At 62.8% G+C, this 17,243-nt stretch carries 17 protein-coding genes, 4 tRNA genes and 1 riboswitch; of the genes, 14 read left to right on the top strand and 7 right to left on the bottom strand.

The genetic code is table 11. The features are described from left to right. Window positions 1–81 precede the first annotated feature (81 nt). A complete protein-coding gene (gene folB / locus PG900_RS17875; RefSeq protein ID WP_011707547.1) occupies window positions 82–453 on the bottom strand; it encodes a dihydroneopterin aldolase in 372 nt (123 codons plus the stop codon). A 176-nt stretch (window positions 454–629) separates the two neighbouring features. On the opposite strand from folB, the gene plsY reads away from it, so the two are divergent. The 6 genes from plsY to PG900_RS17845 all read left to right on the top strand — a co-directional run bounded on the left by plsY (window position 630) and on the right by PG900_RS17845 (window position 3,346). Then, window positions 630–1,292: a glycerol-3-phosphate 1-O-acyltransferase PlsY gene (gene plsY / locus PG900_RS17870; protein WP_016352149.1), complete on the top strand. Its 663-nt coding sequence runs from the start codon at window positions 630–632 to the stop codon at window positions 1,290–1,292. A gap of 47 nt (window positions 1,293–1,339) precedes the next feature. After that, a tRNA-Phe gene (locus PG900_RS17865) sits at window positions 1,340–1,415 on the top strand. 52 nt (window positions 1,416–1,467) lie between these two features. Then, window positions 1,468–1,543: transfer RNA gene (locus PG900_RS17860), tRNA-Thr, on the top strand. A gap of 3 nt (window positions 1,544–1,546) precedes the next feature. Further along, window positions 1,547–1,622, top strand: a tRNA-Phe gene (locus PG900_RS17855). 45 nt (window positions 1,623–1,667) lie between these two features. Continuing rightward, window positions 1,668–1,743 (top strand) — tRNA-Asn (locus PG900_RS17850). 259 nt (window positions 1,744–2,002) lie between these two features. Further along, window positions 2,003–3,346 (top strand): potassium channel family protein, encoded by a 1,344-nt coding sequence (locus PG900_RS17845; RefSeq protein WP_039213987.1) that lies wholly within the window; start codon window positions 2,003–2,005, stop codon window positions 3,344–3,346. 27 nt (window positions 3,347–3,373) lie between these two features. On the opposite strand, the gene PG900_RS17840 is transcribed toward PG900_RS17845, so the two are convergent. Further along, entirely contained in the window at window positions 3,374–3,706 is a 333-nt protein-coding gene (locus tag PG900_RS17840; RefSeq protein ID WP_270831945.1) for a hypothetical protein, read from the bottom strand. Between the two features lie 112 nt (window positions 3,707–3,818). Between PG900_RS17840 and PG900_RS17835 the strand changes: the two genes are divergently transcribed. Both PG900_RS17835 and PG900_RS17830 read left to right on the top strand, forming a co-directional pair. Continuing rightward, window positions 3,819–4,334 carry a ClbS/DfsB family four-helix bundle protein gene (locus PG900_RS17835; protein ID WP_270801099.1) on the top strand — a complete coding sequence of 172 codons (516 nt, stop codon included), beginning with the start codon at window positions 3,819–3,821 and terminating at the stop codon, window positions 4,332–4,334. 343 nt (window positions 4,335–4,677) lie between these two features. Further along, window positions 4,678–5,850, top strand: a complete 1,173-nt coding sequence (locus PG900_RS17830; RefSeq protein WP_270801096.1) for a CD0519/CD1768 family membrane protein — start codon at window positions 4,678–4,680, stop codon at window positions 5,848–5,850. Between the two features lie 60 nt (window positions 5,851–5,910). Here PG900_RS17830 and PG900_RS17825 read toward each other — a convergent pair whose 3' ends face one another. Then, window positions 5,911–6,924: a chemotaxis protein gene (locus PG900_RS17825; RefSeq protein ID WP_011707542.1), complete on the bottom strand. Its 1,014-nt coding sequence runs from the start codon at window positions 6,922–6,924 to the stop codon at window positions 5,911–5,913. Window positions 6,925–7,130: 206 nt separating this feature from the next. Here PG900_RS17825 and PG900_RS17820 point away from each other — a divergent pair, with 206 nt between their 5' ends. Next, on the top strand, window positions 7,131–7,850 hold the full coding sequence (locus PG900_RS17820; protein ID WP_270801093.1) for an SDR family NAD(P)-dependent oxidoreductase: 720 nt from the start codon (window positions 7,131–7,133) through the stop codon (window positions 7,848–7,850). Here PG900_RS17820 and PG900_RS17815 read toward each other — a convergent pair. Both PG900_RS17815 and PG900_RS17810 read right to left on the bottom strand, forming a co-directional pair. Beyond that, on the bottom strand, window positions 7,837–9,903 hold the full coding sequence (locus PG900_RS17815; RefSeq protein WP_270801091.1) for a tRNA(Met) cytidine acetyltransferase TmcA: 2,067 nt from the start codon (window positions 9,901–9,903) through the stop codon (window positions 7,837–7,839). The two genes, PG900_RS17820 and PG900_RS17815, sit on opposite strands and share 14 nt — an antisense overlap. Then, window positions 9,900–10,211 (bottom strand): HlyU family transcriptional regulator, encoded by a 312-nt coding sequence (locus PG900_RS17810; protein ID WP_011707539.1) that lies wholly within the window; start codon window positions 10,209–10,211, stop codon window positions 9,900–9,902. The genes PG900_RS17815 and PG900_RS17810 overlap by 4 nt, the downstream gene beginning before the upstream one ends. 137 nt (window positions 10,212–10,348) lie before the next feature. Here PG900_RS17810 and PG900_RS17805 point away from each other — a divergent pair, with 137 nt between their 5' ends. The 4 genes from PG900_RS17805 (at window position 10,349) to PG900_RS17790 (ending at window position 14,032) form a co-directional block, all read left to right on the top strand. Continuing rightward, window positions 10,349–10,555 (top strand): bacterioferritin-associated ferredoxin, encoded by a 207-nt coding sequence (locus PG900_RS17805; RefSeq protein WP_016352142.1) that lies wholly within the window; start codon window positions 10,349–10,351, stop codon window positions 10,553–10,555. A 142-nt stretch (window positions 10,556–10,697) separates the two neighbouring features. Further along, on the top strand, window positions 10,698–11,177 hold the full coding sequence (gene bfr, locus PG900_RS17800; RefSeq protein WP_270801083.1) for a bacterioferritin: 480 nt from the start codon (window positions 10,698–10,700) through the stop codon (window positions 11,175–11,177). Window positions 11,178–11,379: 202 nt separating this feature from the next. Further along, complete coding sequence (locus PG900_RS17795) at window positions 11,380–13,485, top strand: DUF885 domain-containing protein (protein WP_270801081.1); 2,106 nt, start codon at window positions 11,380–11,382, stop codon at window positions 13,483–13,485. A gap of 88 nt (window positions 13,486–13,573) precedes the next feature. Continuing rightward, window positions 13,574–14,032: a methylglyoxal synthase gene (locus PG900_RS17790; RefSeq protein WP_010635987.1), complete on the top strand. Its 459-nt coding sequence runs from the start codon at window positions 13,574–13,576 to the stop codon at window positions 14,030–14,032. 60 nt (window positions 14,033–14,092) lie between these two features. Here the strand turns inward: PG900_RS17790 and PG900_RS17785 are convergent, their stop codons facing one another. Next, on the bottom strand, window positions 14,093–14,680 hold the full coding sequence (locus PG900_RS17785; RefSeq protein WP_010635988.1) for a superinfection exclusion B family protein: 588 nt from the start codon (window positions 14,678–14,680) through the stop codon (window positions 14,093–14,095). Window positions 14,681–14,875: 195 nt separating this feature from the next. Next, a riboswitch (yybP-ykoY riboswitch) is annotated at window positions 14,876–14,983 on the top strand. Between the two features lie 88 nt (window positions 14,984–15,071). Here PG900_RS17785 and PG900_RS17780 point away from each other — a divergent pair. Beyond that, window positions 15,072–16,058, top strand: coding sequence for a sodium:calcium antiporter (locus PG900_RS17780; protein ID WP_270801078.1), 987 nt, complete (start codon window positions 15,072–15,074; stop codon window positions 16,056–16,058). 90 nt (window positions 16,059–16,148) lie between these two features. On the opposite strand, the gene ansB is transcribed toward PG900_RS17780, so the two are convergent. Then, window positions 16,149–17,207, bottom strand: coding sequence for an L-asparaginase 2 (gene ansB / locus PG900_RS17775; RefSeq protein ID WP_011707533.1), 1,059 nt, complete (start codon window positions 17,205–17,207; stop codon window positions 16,149–16,151). Between the last annotated feature and the right edge of the window lie 36 nt (window positions 17,208–17,243).

Raw genomic sequence — 17,243 nt, 5'->3', positions numbered from 1 at the left:
GAACCCAGGCTGATGTAGATACAGGTCATGCAGCACTCCCTGTCATCTGGCTGGAACCCAGGCTGATATAGATGCGGGTCATCAGTTGGCGCTCGCGGCCGGGGTGCGGTGACGCAGGATCTCGACACCGACGCCGGCGGCGTTGGGGACGGCGCCCGGTTTGGTCAGGGTGACTTTGACCCACTGCACTCGTTCGTCGGCCAGCACCAGCATGGCGACCTGTTCGGCCATGGTTTCGACCAGCTCCACTACCTTGCTGGAGGCGTGATCACAGATCTTGCGAGAGAGGGTGGCGTAATCCAGTGCCAGCTTGATATCGTCGGTTGCGGCGGCGGGGCGGTTGTCGAACCCCATCTCGAGGTCGAAACAGAGCTTCTGGCGAATGCCTTTCTCCCACTCGTATACACCGATAGTGGTCAAAACCTCGAGTCCGCGAATAAACACCTTGTCCATGACAGTACTTCTTCTTTACTCTTGATGGGCTGTGATGACAGCGCAGGGATGCAGGCCTGGCCAGCGGATGAGTGCCGGCGGCCGGTTTGGGCGACACGCGTTGGGCAACCCCACGTCGGCGCCAGAGAATGTGGCCCGCATCATACCCCATTCATATCGTGGTAAAAACGACCAAGATGACGGCCCTGACGATTTTGATGATTATTCTGGCCTACCTGGGCGGCTCGCTGTCCAGTGCGGTGCTGGTTTCCCGCATCACGGGTCTGCCGGATCCCCGTGATCACGGCTCCCACAACCCGGGGGCCACCAATGTGCTGCGCCTCGGTGGCCGGCTGGCGGCCGTGGTGGTGTTGCTGCTCGATGTGCTCAAGGGCACGGCTCCCGTCTACCTCGCCTGGTATCTGCAGATCAAACCCGTCTACCTCGGCTTTATCGGGGTGGCTGCCTGTCTCGGCCACATGTACCCCATCTTCTTCCACTTTCGTGGCGGCAAGGGAGTGGCCACGGCGCTCGGCACCATGATGCCCATCGGTTTCACCATGGGGGGCGCGGTGATCGGCACCTGGTTGCTGGTGCTGCTGGTGAGCGGCTATTCGTCGTTGGCCTCCATCATTACCGTATTGCTGACCCCGCTCTTTACCTACCTGCTCAAACCGGAATACACGTTGCCGGTGTCGCTGCTCTCCTGCCTCATTCTGATCCGCCATCACGAGAACATTGCCCGCCTGCTGAAGGGGGAGGAACCCAGAGTCTGGGGCCGCCAGAACCGTGCCGAGCAGGAAGAAGTGCTGGAAATGGATGATCCTGAGCAAAAAAGAGACGAACGAGACAAAAAGTGAAATTTCCCGTTGACCACCTGCCTTAAAATCCGTTTAATAGCGCCCACGCCCAGATAGCTCAGTCGGTAGAGCAGGGGATTGAAAATCCCCGTGTCGGCGGTTCGATTCCGTCTCTGGGCACCAAATTTTGGTGCCATGAAATAAAAACTTGTTCATGCACAATGGTTTAAAGTGTGCCGGCTTAGCTCAGTAGGTAGAGCAACTGACTTGTAATCAGTAGGTCACCAGTTCGATTCCGGTAGCCGGCACCATTTGCCCAGATAGCTCAGTCGGTAGAGCAGGGGATTGAAAATCCCCGTGTCGGCGGTTCGATTCCGTCTCTGGGCACCACAATAAAGGCGACGAGATAGCGATATCTGGTCTCCGATAGTTAATTCCTCCTTAGTTCAGTCGGTAGAACGGCGGACTGTTAATCCGTATGTCACTGGTTCAAGTCCAGTAGGAGGAGCCAATTCAAAAGCCCAGCAGCAATGCTGGGCTTTTTCTTTGCCTGTTTGCCGCTATTTGGCACTCACTGCGGACAATAAATGGGCCAACCGGCGCCAAGTTGTCGCATGGCTCACCCTGTCCCCTCCCCATCAGTGACTTCGTCGGCTCGGCTAGTATGATGGCTTGCTGAGTCCGTCTCCTGCCCGGTTCGGGTCATGCAGGCTTATCGGGTACCAGGCCCGGAGCAGGTAAACGGAACCGTTTTTTGAGCGAGGTCATCCATGAATGCTACAGAGCTTTGGCAGCTTTCCCCCGAACAGTTCAACGAGTGGCGCCGGGCCAACGACTATCCCCTGATCTGGGATCTGCTGGTGGCGTCGCTGCCCCATTTCGACGACTGGATGACGGAGCAGAAGATCGACAAGCAGGTGATCTTCCAGATCGGCATTGCCCGCTTCATCAGCTCCCGCTGCGTGCTGAGCCTGTGTCTCTACATGAGCGACGACAAGATCAGGCTCTATGAGACAGCCTCGAGCGCGCTGGAGTCCCTGCGCAAGAGCGGGTTGATCCGCGCCGAGACGCGCTTTGAACCCTACTGCATGTGGCTGGCCGGCAAGCACGGCAAGGACGAGGTGAAGCGGGTGCAGAGCCTGCTCTCGGTCTCCGAGAACAACAAGGGGGAGGCCCAGGTGCTGGGCAAGCACCGCCTGCTCAACATCGGCGGCGTCGAGCTGAAAAGCCCCATCATCTCCGGCCGGTTGCTCGACTTCACCTGCCTGGACGAGCTCTCGCTGGATGGCGCCGTCAACAACTCCAAGGTCTATCTGTGGCACTGCTCGGCCAAGGGGGTGAGGGTCAACGGCGGGGTGATCGGGCTCGATCTGTTCGACTCCCTGCTGTGGGACCACAGGGCCTGGGCCAAGAAGCGGGAGCTGGCGCTGGAGGACGGGGTGTTTCAGGACTTCACCATCGAGTGCGAGGAGATCCGTTTTCACTCCTCCCGGGCGGTGCTGAAAAACTTCAACGTGCGGGCCAAGAACTTCGACGCCACCATGGAGCACACCAACCTGGACAAGGTGCAGGTGGCCTACAACGAGAATGGCCGGGTCGATCACAGCGAAGCCAGCAAGCTCTACCGCAACGCCAAGCGGCTCTTCTCCAGCGTGGGCGATACCGTCGATGCCGGCGAGTGTTACTACAAGGAGAAGCTGCACGAGATGAAGTCGCTGGCGAGCCCCAGAGAGCTGTTCAAGGAGTGCTGGCTGCGCAGCGGCTGGCTCAAGAAAGGCTGGCTCACCCTGCTGTGCTACCTGAAGTGCGCCGCCAAGTTCATCAGCTTCATCACCTGGGGTTTTGGTGAGCGGCCGATCCGCAGCCTGTTGCTGTCGATGGGGGTGATCCTGCTGGCGACCCTGACCTATTTTCTGGCGCCGGCCTCGGTTACCTACCACCATCTGGGCCGCTCGCTCTACTTCAGCATCGTCACCTTCGTGACCCTGGGCTATGGCGACATCTCCCAGACCTCCTCCCCGCTCCAGCTGTTGTCGGCCATCGAGGCCTTCTGCGGCATGTTCCTGACCGGGCTGTTCCTGGCGGGGTTTGCCTCCAAGACCAAGCAGTATTGATGGGGAGTTGGTTACCGGTAGAGCGGGTCAGCCGGCTGGCGTGATCTGCTGCATCTTGAGCCAGAAGGCCTCCTGGCAGGGGTTGTGGAACAACTTGCGCGCAGGTGTGATGGGAATGGGGCTGGTGACCACCCAGTAGCTGATCCAGCACTCCGGGCAGATCTGCGGAGAGGGCTCTTCGTCCAGCTCCAGCTGGTGGCAGATGACCACGTCGTTGGCAAACCAGTAATGGGTCTGCCGGTGATGAGTCAGGGTGCCGCTCTCGTCCTGCTCGCTGTACTGTTCACTCTGCTGGCGGACGATGATCGCCGGCCCGGCCTGGCGATGGATGGCCCTGATGTAGGTCACGAGGTCGTTCATGGTGCTGCTGGATGAGTAGATGGATGGCCGATGGGGCGAGCTTACCCGCGCCGGCCGTGGACGGCAATCTCGCCCGCCGCTTGTCGGGTGGCGGGCATTCAGGAGAAAAGTGATGGGGATCCCTGCTGACAAGGCCGAGCTGCTGCTCGCCATCGAGATGAACTTCGGCAAGCTGCTCAAGGCCTTGCAGGCCGTCCCCGAGGGCCTGACACGGCAGCCGGTGATGGAGGGGCACAGCAAGGGCACCCGCATGAGCGTGGCCAATCTGGTGGCCTACCTCATCGGCTGGAATGAGCTGCTGATCAAGTGGATCGAGCGGGATGCGGCGGGTCTGCCGGTGGATTTTCCCGAGACCGGTTTTAAATGGAACGAGCTGGGCGGGTTGGCGCACAAATTCTATCGGGACTATGAGGGGCTGACCTACCCGCAGCTGCTGACCCGGCTGGTGGCGGCCAGGGCCCGCATCGTCGAGCTGATCGGGCAGCGCAGCAACGATGAGCTGTACGGTCGCCCCTGGTATGAGCGCTGGCCGCTGGGGCGGATGATCCAGTTCAATACCGCCTCGCCCTATCACAATGCCAACGGCCGGCTGCGCAAGTGGTTGAAGAGCGAAGGGGTGAAGCCGTAGAGCTCGTTGGCGGCCAGCACAGGCGAGGGGGTGGCAAGGCGCAGGTCTCCCCCCTTGTTTCGCTGGCAGGCCCCAGTTGTTATACTGCCGCCCCGTTTCGTCGCCGGGCTGGCCGTGGGCCGGCGCGCTGGCGCGAGACGGACAGACTGGACAGGATCGTCCGGCCACCCGTGTTTCTTCCCTGGTTCAGCCGCTGGCGCGGCGAAGCGTCAATCCGTATGGCACGGGTTCGCGGCCAGCAGGAAGAGTCATTCAAGGAGCCCTTGTCGCAAGACAAGGGCTCCTGCTTTATGGGTGCCATAACAACAATACTCACCACACAGCGACAGATTTCAGGATTGGTATGGAAAATCAAGTAGTTAAAGATTCTCACCAGGGAGCGGCCTCCCTTCGCCGCTGGCTGGAGCCGGTATTGGTGCTGGTTATCCTCGGCAGCCTGTTTGGCTACCTCGGCAGCCAGATGGGCCTCTCCGCCCTGGTCAACACCCTGTTCAACACCGCCCACCAGCTGTTGCTCAACACTGTGCTCTTCATCATGGGCATTACCGTGCTGTCTGGCGCGCTCAGCCAGCTGCTCAGCGAGTTCGGGGTGATCCGCCTGCTGGAGGTGCTGCTGGCTCCGCTGATGAAGCCGGTGTTCCGGCTGCCGGGGCGCACCGCATTGGCGGCCCTGATGACCTTCTTCTCTGACAACCCGGCGGTGATCAGCCTCGCCAAGGACAGCCGCTTTCGCAAGGGCTTCACCCCCTGGCAGCTGGTGTCGCTCACCAACTTCGGCACCGCCTTCGGCATGGGGCTGATCGTGGTGACCTTCATGGCGACCTTGCAACTGCCGGGCGGCGAGTCCACCGCCAGCGCGGCGCTGATCGGTCTGCTCGGCGCCCTCATCGGCTCCGTGGTGTCGACCCGGCTGATGCAGCGGATGATCCGCCCGCTGGTGGGGGAGGTTCCGATCACCGACGAGGTGGCGAGTGTGGGGGCCAAACCGGGTCTGAGCCAGGAAGTCGCCCCTACCTGGCTGCGGGTGCTCAACGCCCTGCTGGACGGTGGCAAGTCCGGGGTGGAGCTGGGGATGGCGGTGATCCCGGGGGTGCTCATCATCAGCACCTTCGTGATGCTGCTGACCTTCGGCCCGGGCGAGCAGGGCTACAGCGGTGAGGCTTTTCAGGGGGTAGCGCTGCTGCCGGTGCTGGCGGCCAAGGTGGGCTGGCTGTTCGAGCTGCTGTTCGGCTTCACCCATGCCGAGCTGGTGGCCTTCCCGGTCACCTCGCTGGGGGCGGTCGGGGCCGCCATGTCGCTGGTGCCCCCCTTCATCGGCAAGGGCTGGATCACTGGCAACGAGGTGGCGGTGTTCACCGCCATGGGCATGTGCTGGAGCGGCTTCTTGAGCACCCACACCGCCATGCTGGATGCGCTCGGCTATCGCCATCTCACCTCTCGCGCCATCGTGGCCCACACCATCGGCGGCCTGTGCGCCGGGGTGGCGGCTCACCAGCTCTATCTCTGGCTGGGCTGAGCCATCAAGCAGCAAAAGGGCGCCTCGGCGCCCTTTTGCTTGCGTGGCCGTCCGGCGGCCTCACAGGTTGCCGGGTCTGGGGATGGGGATACCGAGCAGGAAGTTGTCCATCATGCCGACCATTCGGCCCAGCTCCGGTTTGGTGATGGTGTCGTTGGCGCCCAGCTGCAGCGCCTTGTGGCGGTTGTCATCGCTCATCAGCGACGAGAACATGACGATGGGGGTGGTCTTGAAGGCGGGGGTATCGCGCAGCCGCTTGAGCAGGTGCATGCCGTCCATGCGGGGCATCTCCACGTCGGTGATGATGCCGCTGACGAACTCGGCCACCGGGATCTTCTCCTCCTGCGACAGGCGATCGAACTCCATCAGCATCTCCAGCCCGTCACCCCCGTCCTTGGCGGTCACCACGTTGTAGCCCGCGGTGCGCAGGGTGGTCTCGATCATCTTGCGGATGAAGGCGGAGTCGTCCACCACCAAAATGGTTTTGGCCTGGCGCATGGCCATCATGCGATCGTCGATGATGACCTTGCGATCCTGGGTCACATCGTACTTCTCCATGCTCAGCTCTGGGTTGATGTCGGCGATGATCTTCTCGAAGTCGAGGATCATGATGAGGTTGCCGTCGCGCCTGACCACGGCCACCACGCAGTCATTCTCGCCCGCCTCCAGGAACTGGCTGGGGGACTCCACATCCTCCCAGGAGACCCGGTGGATTCTGCTGACGCTGTCGATGAGGAAGCCGTTTGCCATCTTGTTGAAGTCGGTGACGATGACCACCTTGTTGCTGTTGTCCGGGTTGGTGCGGATGCCGAGCCAGCCGGCCAGATCCACCAGCGGGATCAGCCGCTCGCGCAGGGAGAAGACCCCCACCATGTGGCGCTGGGCATTGGGGTAGTCGGTGGTCTCCGGCACCCGGATCACCTCGCGCACCTTGGCGACGTTGATGCCGTAATAGGCTATTTTCTCGCGGCCATCGGGCAGCTGCTTCTTGAGGTGGAATTCGATGATCTCGAGCTCGTTGGTGCCGCTCTCGGTCAGGATGGATTTACGCTCTTCCCCGTCTTTGGACATCATGGTCACTCTCGTGCTTCTGGTTGCGCTGGCAGCACCCGCTGCGGTTTTCCCTCAGTATAGGAATGGATCCGCCGACGACGGCGGGATCCACACAAGATCGCCTCCATAACCGCTTGATCCCGCAGGCTGGAAGGCGCGTATCAGCCTATCAGGAAAAGCGCGGGGCGATGGAGAAGGCCATCACACTCGCCACAAGGGGGCTCGTCATGGAAGAGAGTGTCGTGGTGATCGGCGCCGGCGGTGGGCTGGGAAGCGCCCTGGTCGAACACTGGCTGGCGGCGGGCGCCGCGCCCGTCATCGCCGTGAGTCGCCAGCCGCAACCGGCGGAGCTCAACAGCAGCAAGCTGCACTGGCTGCGCTGCGATTACAGTGATGAACAGCTGGCGCAGGTGGTGGCCCGCATCGGCGAGCTGGCACCGAGGCTGCGCTGGCTGGTGATCTGCAACGGCCTGCTGCAACAGGGCGGCATCCGGCCTGAGAAGCGGTTCGAGGCGCTCAACCTCGAGGCCATGACCGAGCTCTACCAGACCAACGCCCTGCTGCCGCTGCGCTGGATCAGCCAGCTGCTGCCCCTGCTGGGGTCGAGCCCCTGTACCCTGGCGGTGCTCAGTGCCCGGGTCGGCAGCATCGGCGACAACCGCGCCGGGGGCTGGTATGGCTATCGCGCCGCCAAGGCGGCCCTCAACATGCTGCTCAAGTGTGCCGCCATCGAGCTCGCCAGACGAGCGCCCGGCGTCAAGTTGCTGGCGTTTCATCCGGGCACAGTGGATACCGCGTTATCTCGTCCATTTCACGGCAACCTGGCCGCCGGCAGTCTGCACAGCCCGCAACAGGCTGCCGCGCATCTGGTCACGCTGATGGCGCGGCTGACGCCGGATGGCGAGCTGAGCTACCTCGACTGGCGTGGTGAGCCTATCGAGTGGTAGCGGGCGGCAGCAGCCGGGCCAGCAGGCTGCGCAGCGCCTTGATGACTGCCGGCTTGCCTGCCAGTTGCAGCCTGGCCGCCAGCGATCCCCAGTCGGCATATTGCCAGATGGTGGCGATCAGCAGTTGCCGCTCGGCGGGGTCAAGCTCTGCCAGTGTTGTCAGGTTGCCCGCCAGCCAGCGCTGCAGGCTGGGCTGGCACAGCTCGAACGGTTTGTGGTGGTGGGCAAAGCAGACCAGCTCATTCTGATCAAACTCATCGAGCCCGCTCGAGGTGGCCTCACCATCCTGCAGGCACTGCCACACCAGCTCGGATTCAAGATTTTTCAGCTCGCCCGCCAGCAGGGTCGGCAGTTGGCGCACGAAGCGTTGGTGCCAGTCGGCCAGCTCGGCGGCCCGTGTTGGTTGCAGCGCCTTGAGCAGCAGGGCGGCGTGGCTGCCGCTGGCGGCATCCCGCTGCAGGCCGATGCGCAGCACTTTGAGCCCGGCCTTGCACCAGAATGGCAGCAGATCGGCGCTGGCCGAGAAGGCCGAGCCCAGATAGTCGAGCCCTGCCGCCTGATAATGCTGTTCGAGGTGGGCCAGCAGGAGCGACCCCAGCCCGTGGCGATGCAGCGCCGGGTGGATGGCGATGCGCATCACCCGGGCGTAGCTGCGTGCGCCTGCGGTTTTGAAGCCGGCGTGCGCCAGCAGCGACTGGGGCAGCAGATGGCCGCGCGGGCGCCGTCGCCCGGCCCAGATCGCCTCGGCCAGCTCGTCTGCTATCTCTCCTTCCCGGGCCACCAGCGCCACCCCGAGCAGATGTGTGCCCTGCTCCAGCAGGTGGATGTCGAGGGCCGGGCTCTCCAGCAGGTAGCGCAGATCGCTCGGCGTGGTCTGGTAGTGGGCCAGCACCAGCAGGCCGAACACCCGATGGAGCAGTCCCTCGTCGGCAGCCAGTGCATCCTGTTCGAGCAGGCGCCAGCCAGGGTGGGTGGGTGCTGGCGGCGTCTCGACCTCGGCATTGAGGCCGAGCAGCCGGAACACCAGCGGCTCCAGCGGATCCCGGCTACTCCAGCGGATCGGCTCGGCCAGGTGGATCTCCTGCCAGCCGGGCGTCTCGCGATCGAGCACCCGCTTGAAGCGCAGGTGAAAACCGCGCCCGGTGCCCTCGTAGCCGTGTTCTGTGGTGGCGAAGACGATGCGGCCGTGCCGGGCCAGCATGGCTTCCAGCAGCGGGGTCGGAATGGCGGCCGCTTCGTCCACCAGCAGCAGGTCGGGTTGCAGCGGTTCGTGTACCAGCCGATCGGGCGAGCAGTAGCTGAGTCCTGTCAGCAGCTGCGGCGCGTCTTCAAGGGCGCGGGCGGCGTGAGCAAACAGGGTGGCGACCGTGGCCTGGGAGGGCGCCGTCACCACGATCTGCAGATCGGGTTGCTGGCGCAGCAGCTCGGCGGCGGCCAGCCCCAGCAGGCTGCTCTTGCCGCGGCCCCGATCCGCGCTCAACACCAGCGGGCGGCGGCGGTGACCGTGCAACACCTTGTGGATGGCGGGCAGGGCGCGCGCCTGATCACAGCTCAATGGCCGCGCTGGCCCAACCGGCTGCCACGGGGTCGTTGTGGCAGGGGGCGTCAGCTCGAGGGCGGGGTCACCCACCAGCAGCCGCACCAGCCTAGCGAGAAAGCCGTGACCCGCCAGCACCATGTCTTCCGGTTGTGCCACCAGCCGTACCCGGTCTGGATCCGGCCAGGCTGGCCATTGGGTCCGCGGCGGGGTCAGCAGCAGCAGCAGACCGCCTGCCCGCAAGGTGCCTGCCAATGCCCCGAATGCGTCGGGGTGAAAACCGCTGAACGTATTAAATACAAGCGTGTCGCATTCCTGACCGAGCCGCTGCAACGCCTTGGCCGCCGGTTGCGGGTGGTGCTCGCTCGGGCCATTCCCCAGCCAGTAGCTGACGCCGCTCAGCAGCGCCTCGGCTCGGGCGATGCAATCGGCCTCATCACCTTCCAGCCAGATCAGCCGCCGTTCGCCGGTGCGGGCCAGCACCTGGCGCAACTCGTCGAGCGCAGCCGGCATCATGAGGCGGTGCTGTCGGCCGGTTTGCGGGGCTCGAACATGCGATCTCCCATCTGGTCGATGAAGGTGTGTGCCTTCTGCACCATGAAGCGCTCTGCATCGGCGGGGTTGGCAAACAGATCGGAGCGGATGAAGCGGTGGGTCTGCAGCACGCCATCCAGCTCCTTGGTGATGCGGCCAGCCAGTCGATACTGACCCCCTTCGGCCATGGGCTCGGGATAGATGAGGTAGCCGGCGTATTCGGTGGGCGTGACTTCGGCGACCGCAGCGGGCTGGCCGCCAAACAGGGCAGTGAACAGTTTCTTGAGCATGATGTTTCCCTCAGTGACAGGGCATTGTCACCAAGGGGTTGATGGCTGGCAAGCGGGGGATCTTATTACCAATCGTTATTTGCACTACGAACCATTCTCATTTAGATTTCATGGCAATCCAGCATGAGGTAAACACTATGTACGTCTGTTTGTGCCGCGGCATCACAGATTCCCAGATCCGCAAGGCGGTACAGGCAGGCAAGACCGAGTTTCGCCAGCTCAAGCAGTCGCTCGAAGTGGGTGCCCAGTGTGGCAAATGCGTGCGCATGACCATGGAGATCATCGCCGCCGAACTCGACAAGGCCGAGCTGGAACAGGCGCCGCTCTACTACGAGGTGGCCTGAGCAGGGCCTGTCGCCGGTAAAACCGGCCCGTCTTTTCAATTTCTCCCCGCAGGCGAGCTGGCTCGCCGGACCTCTTGTTGTCACTTTTCTGGACTAAGCTCTAAGGATCTCAGCCTCAGGCACGAACCAAGGAGCACTGTCGATGAAAGGAGATCCCAAGATCATTGTCCACCTCAACAAGGTGCTGGCCAATGAGCTGATAGCCATCAACCAATATTTTCTGCATGCCCGCATCTACGATGACTGGGGCCTCAAGGCGCTTGGGCACAAGGAGTATCACGAGTCCATCGACGAGATGAAACACGCCGACGAGCTGGTCAAGCGGGTGCTGTTTCTGGAAGGGCTGCCCAACTTGCAGGATCTGGGCAAGCTGCGCATCGGCGAGACGGTGGAGGAGATGCTGCGCTGCGACCTGTCGCTGGAGATGGACGCCATCCCGGACCTGAAGGTGGCCATCGCCTACGCCGAGTCGGTGCAGGACTACATCAGCCGCGACCTGTTCCAGGAGATCCTGGAAGACGAGGAGGAGCACGTGGACTGGCTGGAGACCCAGCTCGATCTCATCGATCGCATCGGGCTGGAGAACTATCAGCAGTCCCAGCTGCATCACGGCGGCTCCTGAATAGTTATGGCATGAAAAAACGATTAAAAAACCCGCTGCGGCGGGTTTTTTAATGTCTGGCTGCATAGCTTTTCATGAGGCTTATCATCATGAAAAGTAAGCTTATTTTTGTTAATCAGGTCGCAAAAAAGTACGCGGGAGAGATGCACTATTGGAACCCCTTATTGGGGACAAACAATAACAACGGTTAAAGGACTACACCATGCACTTCTTGCCCAACAAGCTGGCGCTGGCTTGCGCCATCGCACTCTCGCTCGCTGCCTGCAATGACAACAGCTCCAACGCCCCGGCGGATCCCGCCGCCACCAAGGCCTCTCTGATGCAGACCATGGACGAGGCCCTGCGCGAGGGCCAGGCGCTCGACCCCTACGGCTTTGCCATCGATGCCGCCAGCATCGCCAAGCGCAAGGCCCTCGACAGTTCCCTGCTCAAACGGCTGGATGCCCTGGACTCGAGCGTGCTGAGCGAACGGGACCGGTTGTTCTACGACATGATCCGCTGGGATCTGCAGATTAACCTGGCGGGTTACGATCTGCCCCAATCCCAGATCCCGATCCATCACTTCCGCAACCGGGTGGTAGATCTGGCCGATGAGGTGGGGGCCGCCCCGGCCAGTGGCAGGGCCGCCCGCACCGTCGAGCGCGGCTTCGATTACTTCGAGCAGAGTTCGGCCGAGCGGGTCGCACCGGGGGATACCGCCTGGCGGCGCGACCTCGATCGCCCGGCTGCGGCACCGGTGCTGGCGAGCAAGGCGAGGGCCGCCACCGCGCCACTGGCCTGGTATCAGGAGCACCTCACCTGGCTCAAGGCCTATGACGGCTACCTTGCCGAGGTGAAGCACCAGTTCGAACTGGGCAGCGCCCAGGGCAACACCCTGCCGGACGAGCTGGTGGACCGGCTGCTGGCCCAGCTCAACAGCAAGCTGGATGGGGAGGCGATCGCCGGTTCCTACCTTGGCTGGCAGCAACTGCCGGGAGAGACGGACGAGGCGCTGCGCAGCGAGTACAAGGGGGTGCTGGACAGCATCAACGGCCGCTATCTGGCGCTGCGCGACTACCTGGATTACCAGCACGGCGGCGCCTATGCGGTGCGCCTTGGCAGCGGCGAGTGCGACGACGGTTTCTGCGGCATGACCAACGGGCGCGACTGGTATCGCTGGCTGCTGAAGAAGCACACCACCACCGACATGACGCCGGAGCAGGTGCATGCGCTGGGGCTGAGCGAGGTGGAGCGGATCTTCGGCGCCATGGTCAAGGTGTGCCATACCGTCGGCAAGTGTGACAGCGACGACGTAGTCCAGAGCAAGCAGAGCGGCCAGATCTACGCCTTCTTCCGCTATCTGAACGAGCCGGCCTTCTTCTATCAGAATCCGCTGGCTGTCTGGTCGGCCGGCCTCAACCCGGACAATGCAGCCGGGGCGACCCTGAGCGGGCCGCAGCAACAGGCGCTGGCCGAACACGAGCGTGCACTGCAGGAGTACAACGCCTTCAAGAGCAAGGCGGCGCTGGTGCTGCCGGACTTCTTCGATGCCGAGCGTACCATTCCCAAGCTGGATTACGAGGTGGTGCCCGTCTCCTATGAAGATGCGCCATACGGCGGGGTGGCCTGGTATCAGGACGGCAACCCGCAGACCGGTCGCAAGGGGCAGTTCTTCCTCAACACCTACTACCCCTATGGTCTGCAGAGCTGGAACATCAGCACCCTGCTGGCCCACGAGGCGGCGCCGGGTCACCACTTCCAGATCACCATAGCCCAGGAGCTGGCCGCCAAGGATCCCGACTTCCCGCAGTACGTGGCGAACGCCTCCTACACCGCCTATGCGGAGGGCTGGGCGCTCTACACCGAATACCTGGCGGATCACGACATGGGGCTCTATCAGGGGCGCGGTCTCTATGATCCGGCGGTGGGGGACGTGAAGGTCGAGGGCTCGTCCGCTTTCAACAACCAGCTGCAGTATTTCGGCCGCCTCAACGAGGAGATGCTGAGGGCCATGCGGCTGGTGGTGGATACCGGCATTCACTGGTATGGCTGGAGCCACGGCCAGGCCGTCAACTACATGAAGGAGAACTCGGCACTGGGGGCGGGGGACATCAGCTCCGAAGTGCCGCGCTACATGGCCTACACCGGCCAGGCGACCTCCTACAAAGCGGGCCAGCTGGCGCTGATCCGGATGCGGGAGTCGGCCGAGCAGGCGCTGGGCACAGGCTTTGACCTCAAGGCGTTCCACCACCATGTGCTGGAATACGGCATGCTGCCCATCTCGGTGCTGGAGCAGAAGAACAAGCTGTGGATTGAACAGTCGAAGTGATCACAGTTACGGCGCCCGGCAAGGCAACGGGCGCCGCTTTCGATTAGGATACGGCTCTATTCAAACAACACTGCTACGGATGATGTCCATGGAACAGATCGCCCGTGAGATGGCGGCCCACAAGCGAGTGGCGCTGGTGGCTCACGACAACATGAAGACCCCCCTGCTGAACTGGGTGATGCGGCGCAAGGAGGAGCTCAAGCTCCACCACCTCTACGCCACCGGTACCACCGGCACCATGCTCGGCAAGCAGGCACAACTGCCCATCACCTGTCTTTTCTCCGGCCCCATGGGGGGCGACCAGCAGCTTGGCGCCCTGATCGCCGAGGGCAAGATCGACGTGCTGATCTTCTTCTGGGATCCCCTCAATGCGGTGCCCCACGATCCGGACGTGAAGGCCTTGCTGCGCCTCGCGGCAGTCTGGAACATCCCGGTCGCCACCAACGAGGCGACCGCCGATTTCATCATGGACAGCCCTCACATGCGCCAGGCGTTCAGCGTGCAGATCCCGGACTACGCCGGATATCTCAAGGCGAGAACCCAGTAACGGGGCAGAAACGACAGAGCCGGCCACAAGGCCGGCTCTTTTTATTGGCGGGAACGAAGATCAGCGCTGGAAGCTTTTCTGCGCGAACTTGGGTCTGGCATTCATGATCTGCTCCACCTGCTCGTCGCTCATCTTGCCGCGCGACAACCCCAATACCTTGTAGGTGAGCAGCGGCCGGGCCGGTAGGGCGATCATCAGGGCGCGGATCTGGTTCTCGTCCTCTTTCTCGCGCACCGGCTTGCCATAGGCATAGGTCAGTACGCCGGCATCCATCAGGTTTTTGACGGCAGGCTCGGTGATCGGCAAGTTTATGACGCTTTTGCGTTGCAGCACGAACTCGCGCAGCACTGCCTTCTCGTTGAAGTCGAGAAAGGAGATCATCTGGGCCAGCTGATCCTGCTGGCGGCGGGACTGCCACTCGTCGCAGGCCCACTCCCAGGCGATCAGGAAGCCCTGACTGCAGAAGTAGGAGATGGCGATCAGCATGCCGACGCCGAGCCAGGCGGCGTGTGTGGCGGCCCACTGGCTGACGGCCCCCTTCATCAAACCGGCCGGAAACAGCAGGATGATGCTGCAGCAGAGCAGCAGCCAGACCATCAGCCAGTTGAGGCGGTTCAGTTGATAGAAATGTTGGATCCACCGTTTCATCGTTCACCCTTCCCAAATCAGTGTGGACAGTAGTCATCTCATAGCAAACGGTGTGCCAAGGCGAAGCGTTCAGCGGCAGGGGAGTGGGTCCGGACGGCAGAACCGGTGGAGGGCACGGTTACATTCCCTTACAACTTGTTGAGCGAATGATCATTAGTTTGCCTTGTGAGGCGGCACTCAACTTGGTAAAAAGCCCGCACTGTCATAGGGGAGTAGCAACCCGCCCGTGATCCGGGCAGGGCTCATGTCAACATTCTTGGATCCTCAGGTCCATGGCATGGGCGGCGATGGCATCCATCGCTCTGCAAGACCTTTGGCCTCGATATGCAAGCCAGCCGGGCGAGCCGTATCGGGTCCATTGGTTGTTCTGCTCGCCTGGCGGTTACTCATCATGCTGATCACCCTGCTATTATTTCTGCTCTCTGCCGTCACCATCTATCTGGCCTGCGAATATTTCGTCAACGGCATCGAATGGACCGGCCACCACTTCAAGTTTTCCCAGAGCGCCACCGGCTCCCTGCTGGCGGCCCTCGGCACGGCTTTGCCTGAATGCATCGTCACCCTGACCGCATTGCTGATGGGGAATGCCCCCGCTCAGCAGCAGATCGGGATAGGCGCCGCCCTCGGTGGTCCGCTGGTACTTTCCACCATTGGTTATGCCGCCGTCGGCGTGACCCTGCTGCTGTGCCTGAGCCGCGAGCACAGGGCCATCGATGGCGAGGTACAGCGCGAGATAGGCCGCGATCAGGCCTGGTTCGTCGGCATCTTCCTGGTGGCGGTGGCCCTCGGCATGGTGGCCTTCACCGGTAAAACCTGGCTGGCCCCGCTGTTCGTGCTGGTGTATCTGGTCTATGTGCGGCGCGAGCTGAAACAGACCGACAGCCACGAGGTCGAGTTGCCAGAGCCCCTCAAGCTGGATCCGGGCGCCGAGATCCCGGCGCTCGGCAAGGTGCTGCTGCAAACCCTGGTGGCGCTGGTGGTGGTGGCGCTGGCGGCCCAGCTGTTCGTTCACCAGCTGGAGAGCATGGGCGAGCTGTTCGGCCTCTCGCCGGTGCTGGCGGCCCTGTTGCTGAGCCCGGTGGCGACCGAGATGCCCGAGCTGATGAACGTGCTGATCTGGGTGCGACAGGGCAAGCACCGGCTGGCGCTGGCCAATATCTCGGGGGCCATGATGATCCAGGGCACCATTCCCAAGGCGTTCTGCCTGTTGTTCACCCCCTGGCTGCTGGACAGCACCATGATGGTCTCCTCGCTGGTGACGCTGCTGGCTGTTGTGCTGTTGTGGTGGGGGTTCAGTCGGGAGCGGATGACGGCGGGCAGGCTCGCCTGGGTGGGGCTGATCTATCTTGGCTTCTGCGGCTGGCTGATGGCGAGCTGAGGCACCAGCCACACCAGATGCAAAAGGGCGGGACCTGGTCCCGCCCTTTTTGTTGTCATCACCCCGTGCCGGCCGATGTCGGCAAGGAGGTCAGAACTGCTGGAACCAGCGCTGGATCTGGGCCGGATCCTTGCTCTGGGTGAGCGAGAGCATCAACAGGATGCGCGCCTTCTGCGGGTTGAGGGTCTCGGCGGCGACGAAGCCGTACTTGGCGTCATCGATCTCGGCATCCAGGGTGGTGGAACCGGTCGGTACGCGGGCGGAGCGCACTACCCGGATACCGTCCTTGCTCGCCTTGGCCAGGGTGTCGAACAGGGTGTGGTAGAGGTTGCCGTTGCCCACCCCGGCGCTGACGATGCCGTCGAACTTGGCATCCACCATCGCCTTGGCCGGCAGATCGGTGGCGTTGGCGTAGCTGTAGACGATGCCGACCTGCGGCAGCTTGTCGAGCTTGCTCACGTCAAACGGGGTCTTGCTGGTGTGCAGACGGGCCGGGCTGCGCTGATAGTCGATCTTGCCGTTGTGGATGTAGCCCAGCGGGCCGAAGTTGGGGGAGGCGAAGGTCTGCACCCCTGTGGTGTTGGTCTTGGTGACGTCGCGGGCATCGAGCACGGTGTCGTTCATCGCCACCATGACACCCCGTCCCTTGGAGGCGGGGTCAGAGGCGGTCACCACGGCGTTGTAGAGGTTCATCGGACCGTCGGCGCTCATGGCGGTGGAGGGGCGCATGGCGCCGACCAGCACCACCGGCTTGTCGCTCTTGACGGTCAGGTTGAGGAAGTAGGCGGTCTCTTCCATGGTGTCGGTGCCGTGGGTGATGACGATGCCGTCCACGTCATCCTTGGCCAGCAGCTCGTTGACCCGTTTGGCCAGCTTGAGCCACACCTCGTCGTTCATGTCCTGGGAGCCGATCTTGACCACCTGCTCACCCTGCACGTCGGCCACGTTCTTCATCTCGGGCACGGCGGCGATCAGCGTCTCGATGGCCACCTTGCCGGCCTCGTAGTTGGACTGGGTGGCGGACTGTCCCGCCCCGGCAATGGTACCGCCGGTGGCCAGGATATGGACGTTGGGCAGGGCCATGGCCATCGGGGAGAGGGTCAGGCCGAGGACGGCGGCGAGCAGGGTCTTGCGGATCGGGAGAGTCATGCAGCAAATCCTTCTGAGGTGAGAAAAATTGCAGCA

This window comes from Aeromonas sp. QDB03 (genome assembly GCF_027707985.1).
GTDB classification, from domain to species: domain Bacteria; phylum Pseudomonadota; class Gammaproteobacteria; order Enterobacterales; family Aeromonadaceae; genus Aeromonas; species Aeromonas hydrophila.
Note: the sequence above shows the minus strand (reverse complement) of the source record. Positions and strands in the feature narration are given on the sequence as shown.